This is a genomic window from Paraburkholderia fungorum (genome assembly GCF_046026025.1).
Classification (GTDB): Bacteria; Pseudomonadota; Gammaproteobacteria; order Burkholderiales; family Burkholderiaceae; genus Paraburkholderia; species Paraburkholderia fungorum_E.
On record NZ_JAQQFL010000059.1, the window covers coordinates 23877 to 30192 of the forward strand.

Genomic DNA, 6316 nt, shown 5'->3' on the forward strand with positions numbered 1-6316 from the left:
GGCTCAGCTTCCGGGCGCGGTGGGGGCGCGAGAATCGGCACCGGCACCGCCGGCACTGGAACCCGCCTGGGTATCCGCATCGAAAGCACGCTGCAGACGGCGGTCGGCACGCTGCATCAGCACGATATAAACGACGATCAACGCGACGTAAATCAGAATCGCCCCTTGCGCACCGAAGTAGAACGGCAACCTGAAACCGATGAAGCGCACCTGCTCCAACGCCGGCGCCACCAGCGGCAAAACGAACGACACCACGAAGCCCACCGTCATCAACGCCGCGATCAACGTGAGATTGAAGCGCCAGTACCGCTGATGCGCGCGCGCCATCGCAACCGAGACCGCAGGGGGTTCGGGCACGGGATTGAGCGTAGCGTGGGAGGTGTGGTGCGGCGCGGCCATGCGCCTATGTACCAAAAAGCCACCGGGCAGGCAATCGGGATTGTCCGCGCGGTGGCTCGCAGTGGCTTCAACAGGCTGGTGCGAGGTGTCGATACATGAGTCGACACATGGGTCGTATCAAGGGCACCTCATTCGACATGCCCTTGCCACAGACCCAGGCAAACCCACGCAAACCCAGGCTCAGAGCGACTCGCCGAGCTGATCGAGAATCGCCGGGTTCTCCAGGGTCGACACGTCCTGGGTGATGGCCTCACCCTTCGCGAGCGAGCGCAACAGGCGGCGCATGATTTTGCCCGAACGCGTCTTCGGCAGATTCTCGCCGAAGCGGATGTCCTTCGGCTTGGCGATCGGACCAATCTCCTTGCCGACCCAGGCACGCAGTTCGTTGGCGAGCTTCACCGCTTCCTCGCCTTCCGGACGCGTGCGCTTGAGCACCACGAACGCGCACACGGCTTCGCCTGTCGTATCGTCGGGACGGCCAACCACGGCGGCCTCTGCCACGAGCGGGTTCGACACCAGTGCCGACTCGATCTCCATCGTGCCGAGGCGGTGGCCCGACACATTGAGCACGTCGTCGATGCGGCCCATGATCGTGAAGTAGCCGGAGTCCTTGTCGCGCACCGCGCCATCGCCGGCGAGATACAGCGTGCCGCCGAGTTCTTCGGGGAAGTAGCTTTTCTTGTAGCGATCCGGATCACCCCACACGTTGCGCAGCATCGCCGGCCACGGACGCTTCACCACCAGAATGCCACCCTGCCCGTTCGGCACGTCCTGGCCGGTTTCATCGACCACAGCGGCCATGATGCCTGGCAGCGGGAGCGTGCACGAACCCGGCACCAAAGGTGTCGCGCCCGGCAGCGGCGTGATCATGTGGCCGCCGGTCTCGGTCTGCCACCACGTATCGACGATCGGGCACCGTCCACCGCCGACGTTCTGGTAATACCACACCCACGCTTCCGGATTGATCGGTTCGCCGACCGTGCCGATGATGCGCAGCGTCGACAGGTCGTAGCTCTTGGGATGTACTTTCTCGTCCGCTTCGGCGTATTTGATCAGCGAGCGGATTGCGGTCGGCGCGGTGTAGAACAACGTGACCTTGTGCTTGGCGATCATGTCCCAGAAGCGGCCGGCATTCGGGTAGGTCGGCACGCCTTCGAACACGACCTGGGTGCCGCCGAGCGTCAACGGGCCATACGTGATGTAACTGTGGCCGGTGATCCAGCCGATGTCGGCGGTACACCAGAACACATCCGTGGGCTTCCAGTCGAAGGTCCACTTCATGGTCTGCGCGGCCCACAGCAGATAGCCGCCGGTGCTGTGCTGCACGCCCTTCGGCTTGCCGGTCGAACCCGACGTGTACAGGATGAACAGCGGATGCTCGGCGCCGACCCACTCAGGCGCGCATTGATCCGATTCGGACTGCGTGAGTTCGTGCATCCACAGATCGCGGCTGTCGTGCCATGCGATCTTGCCGCCGGTGCGCTTGTAGACGATCACGCTCTTCACGGCGTCGCAACCGCCCATGGCGATGGCTTCGTCGGCGATGTTCTTCAGCGGCAGGGCTTTGCCGCCGCGCATCTGTTCGTCCGACGTCACCAGCGCCACGGCGCCCACATCCACCAGGCGCTCATTGAGCGACTTCGACGAGAAGCCGCCGAACACCACCGAATGCGTGGCTCCGATGCGCGCGCACGCCTGCATCGCGACGATGCCTTCGATCGACATCGGCATATAAATCACGACGCGATCGCCCTTCTTCACGCCGCGTTTTTTCAGCGCGTTCGCAAAGCGCGATACGCGTTGCAGCAGATCGTTATAGGTAACGTTCGTGACGGTGCCGTCGTCGGCCTCGAAGATGATCGCGACGCGCTCGCCATTACCGGCTTCGACATGACGGTCGATGCTGTTATACGACGCGTTCAGCTGGCCGTCTTCGAACCAGGTGTAGAAAGGCGCCTTCGACTCGTCGAGCACCTTGCTGAAGGGCTTGTTCCAACTGAGCGTCTCGCGAGCGAGGCGCCCCCAGAAACCCTCGTAATCGCGCTCCGCTTCGGCGGCCAGCGCCCGGTACGCGTCCATGCCGGAGATCGTCGCACCAGCCGCTGCTTCAGCGGAGGGCGGGAAAACACGGCGTTCCTGAAGAACCGATTCAATCGCAGACATCGACAACCCCTTGGTGAAGATGAAACGTAAAACCTGTGCCGGCGCACCCGGGGTGCGCCATGTCATGCCGCGCGCAATGATCCGGCGCGTGTCTCCTGATCCACGAGCAACATGGCGCGCGCCGTTTCGTCTGCGCAACCCATTGCCAGCTTACAGCCACGATACCGGCGGGAACTTACCCGTCACTTACACAGGCAGCTCCACCCCGGTATTGCCTCGCGTTCGCAGGTTTGCCATGTTAGCTGAAGCGCTCGCACCCTGTCATGAACTTCACCCAGCCATGACCTGCAATGGTGCGCGGTCATGCAGCATCGATACCCAGGGTTGTACCTGGGGTGTTTCCCTATTCACCCATCACACATGGCGGTCATCCACGGGTCCGGTACCGCTTCAGGCGCACCATCGCATGCCCCCACCAGCCACCGTCGCCTACGCATGGCGACCCCAACCCGCCAGGACCGTCCATGGCGTGACATCAATTCGATCACGGCGAGTGCCCCCCGCGAAGAGGCGGCCGTCGCATGCGAAAACCAACCAACGCGCTGGACGGTGTGCAGCTCTATACATAAGTATGGCCTTTCGCTGCCACTCCGCCCCTACTATTCATACGCGGGACCCACCTCATGCCGTCGGCCGCGCGGTTCCGGCTGTAATGCCCAGGCCGTCTTTCTTAATTCAGGAATATCGACATGCAAGCTGCAACCCAATTCAACCTTCCACAAATCAGCAATCCTTATCTCTCGCTGCAGGGCAATGCGAATACCCTGTTCGGCGGCGGCGCGCAGTCACAGCTCTCGCGCGGCGCAGGAACGGCCAGCCAGATGTCCAATATGCTGAGCGGGTTCTCCAAGGCCTCGTTCTCTGTCTTCAGTCAAACCACCACGGCGAATGGTCAAACCAACACATTTATCGCACAGGGGAGCGTCAGCAATCGCGGTCAGCCCGCGAATCAGCAACCGACAAATTCTGGACGCAATGATGGTCGCGGCGGCACCAGCAGCCCAACGGGCAGCAACAGCACCACAGCAGGCGGCAACCGCTGCAATGACAACTCGCGCGCCGACAACCGCGCGCCGTCGTCGCCGTCGCGCAACGACTGCGGCGGAAAGGACTCCGGCAAGAGCAACCAGACGCCGTCGCGCAACGACTGCGGCGGCAAAGACTCCGGCAAGAGCAACCAGGCGCCATCGCGCAACGACTGCGGCAAGGGCAACCAGGCGCAGTGGAGCAACACCGCGGTATGCAACGACAAGGCGAGTATCAATCTGGGCAACTACACGCTCGACTTCAACAAAGCCGATTCGTCGATGGTCATGACCAATACAAAATCCGGCGATGCCACGAAGATCTGGGGTGATCCGCATCTTACCCAACACGCCAACGCTGCCAACTCGTCGAGTGCGATGTTCAACGGCCCGATGACGTTCATGCTGCCAGACGACACCAAGGTTACCGTCGGCACCCAGACGGCCGCGAACAACAAGAATGTCTCGTTTGCGGATCAGGTGACGATCACCCACGGTAATCAGGCCTACCAGGTCACCGGGCTGAGCGAACAGAACAAGTCCGGCCTCAACATACAGAAGAGCAACAACGGTCGCGCACTCGACGCCGCCACACCGGACGGCTACACCGTCCTCGCCGCCCGCAACGGCAGCGGCTGGATCGATCCGGTCACCGGCAAGGAGCCGACGGCTGACAACATCCAGAAGGCCAACACGTAAGCAAACCGCACGATGAGGGGGCAACTGCATCAGTCATTGCCCCCAGCGGATGCCGCACATACGATCGCCGATCGAATGCGGCATCCAACCGCCCTCACAAATGCCCCCATCCCCCGTCCGCCTTTCCTGTGGACCAACCGCGAGCACTCCCATGCAGGCGCAAAGCTTGCCCCTCCAGTCGTGATCGCAGCGAAAATCGTCAAGCGAGCGTTCAAGTACGGCGGCGGATCCCAACGCAGCGATCACTGCCGTTGTGCGCCTCGAGAATTTCTTCTATTCATTTGCCATCCTTATTGATTGCAAGATAGAAACTCTACGATGCGAGCTGCCTCTGTTACAAACAGAAAGAATACGTAGAGATAAATACGACCTTGCAAACGAGCCCCACCGTTCAAATGGACTCGCACCTCTCCTCTGGAGATGTGTTCGGCAAAGCCGATTTCGATCTCTAACTTCAGCAAGGTACGCAAAATGCAAGTCGATTCATCCAACAGTCAACAGAACGCTACGGTTCCTATCGTGGAACAAGGCCATGTTCAAGAGATCCCGAATGCCGCTGCACCGGCACAACCTACGATGCACGACACATCAGGTAGCGGCGACACGCAACAGGTCAACTCGGGTAGCGCATGGCCCGACAAGGTTCAGAGCGGTCCGCCGCCGTCCGGCCTCAATGTCGGAACCGTATGGACGTTGGGCCCTAACGGCGAACACCAGTACGTCGGCTATTTTCCGGCGCCGAACCCACCTCCCGAAAATAAAGGCGGCGATACGCCGTCGACTGTCTTTTGGCGCGGCGTCACGGACGGCGCCACGCATCCGGGACAAACCATTGGCAAGATCTCGGATATGGCCAAACACAACGGCACACATAGCGGCGAGGAAACCGGCAAGAAGGTCGATGAGGTACTTGAGAAGGCGCCCATTACCGGCAGTGCAATAACTATCACTCGCGTTCTCGCCGGCCAGAAAAATCCGGACGGCAGCCCGGTGACCCCGGAGGCTCCGAACGTTCAGCCAGACGCGAGCGAATCCACAATGCCCCGACCGACCGGCAAGGCTCCCGGGACTCACGCATTCGACGCGCCTCCGACGGAGAAGCCAAACGAGCAGCCCGCACCGTCGAAGACTCCGTCCGAGGCTAGTAAGGGTGCGCCCGGCGAATCCGGTGTATCCGGTACATCAGCTCAACCGAAGACAACTGACCCGCAGGCCAATACGCCCAAAGAAGGCGAACCGCGCACGAATACCGGGTCTGCCAGCGGCGAACACTTCGACGTGCCCGAGCAATACGCCATCGAGCCGAAAGGCAACATTGAGGCGGACCGGAACAGCCCCGGCGTTTTGAGGGACGAGAAAGGCCAGTCTTATATCCAGGCAGACGGCAAGGACTGGGCAGTCCGCTACGACAAGGACAATGGCACATGGCGCACTTATAGCCCCAACGACGCGTCGAAGCCTCAGTATCCTGTCCGACTCGACGAGCAGGGCAACTGGCAAGTCCACAACGACGTCGGCCTCAAAGGCGGGAACCCCGGTGATACAGAGGCCGGCGGGAGCAAACAGTCCAACCGTGACTGGCTCAACGGCGAGACGCAGAAATCGCCAACCGGCAATCAGCCGGGCTCGTATCCCAGTTCCGTCAATACCGTGAACAACATGCTGCAGCGCATCGGTGTCAAGCTGTCGGACCAGTCCGCGGAGACGATCGTCGGCAATTTGCGCAAGGTGGATTCCGGGGAAATGGCTCACGCAGCTGCTTCGGCACGTGAAGTCTGGACCTTCGCCCGCGATGTCGCGGACCCCAACTTATCGATGAGAGACCGCTCCGCCGCAGCGCTCGGCATGGTCGTGAACAGCATTGCGGCACCGACTTACCATGCGCAGTTCGATCTGGAGAACTATCATTTCGGTCGCAATCAAACGAAAGACCTGCGCCAAGCGATGCACATGTACGTTCAAAATGACCCCCATGCCTAACCGGTATTGAGCGTAGGGGGGGGGGGGGGGGGGGGGGCGCCCCCCCCCCC

4 protein-coding genes are annotated in these 6316 nt (G+C 61.4%); 2 read left to right on the top strand and 2 right to left on the bottom strand.

Annotated elements, in window-relative coordinates; genetic code table 11:
* Positions 1-3: 3 nt before the first annotated feature.
* Positions 4-399, bottom strand: coding sequence for a DUF4212 domain-containing protein (locus tag PQR67_RS37200; protein WP_408467777.1), 396 nt, complete (start codon positions 397-399; stop codon positions 4-6).
* A gap of 180 nt (positions 400-579) precedes the next feature.
* Positions 580-2562, bottom strand: a complete 1983-nt coding sequence (gene acs, locus PQR67_RS37205) for an acetate--CoA ligase (RefSeq protein WP_408467778.1) — start codon at positions 2560-2562, stop codon at positions 580-582.
* 689 nt (positions 2563-3251) lie between these two features.
* Between acs and PQR67_RS37210 the strand changes: the two genes are divergently transcribed.
* Entirely contained in the window at positions 3252-4286 is a 1035-nt protein-coding gene (locus PQR67_RS37210) for a DUF1521 domain-containing protein (protein WP_408467779.1), read from the top strand.
* Between the two features lie 471 nt (positions 4287-4757).
* The gene (locus PQR67_RS37215; RefSeq protein WP_408467780.1) at positions 4758-6266 is read left to right on the top strand and encodes a hypothetical protein; all 1509 of its coding nucleotides are present in this window, start codon (positions 4758-4760) and stop codon (positions 6264-6266) included.
* The last annotated feature ends 50 nt before the right edge of the window (positions 6267-6316 follow it).

Excerpts from the sequence above, each read along its gene's own strand:
- PQR67_RS37210 (WP_408467779.1), top strand. The coding sequence starts at position 3,252 with ATGCAAGCTGCAACCCAATTCAACCTTCCACAAATCAGCAATCCTTAT.
- acs (WP_408467778.1), bottom strand. The coding sequence starts at position 2,562 with ATGTCTGCGATTGAATCGGTTCTTCAGGAACGCCGTGTTTTCCCGCCC.
- PQR67_RS37200 (WP_408467777.1), bottom strand. The coding sequence starts at position 399 with ATGGCCGCGCCGCACCACACCTCCCACGCTACGCTCAATCCCGTGCCC.
- PQR67_RS37215 (WP_408467780.1), top strand. The coding sequence starts at position 4,758 with ATGCAAGTCGATTCATCCAACAGTCAACAGAACGCTACGGTTCCTATC.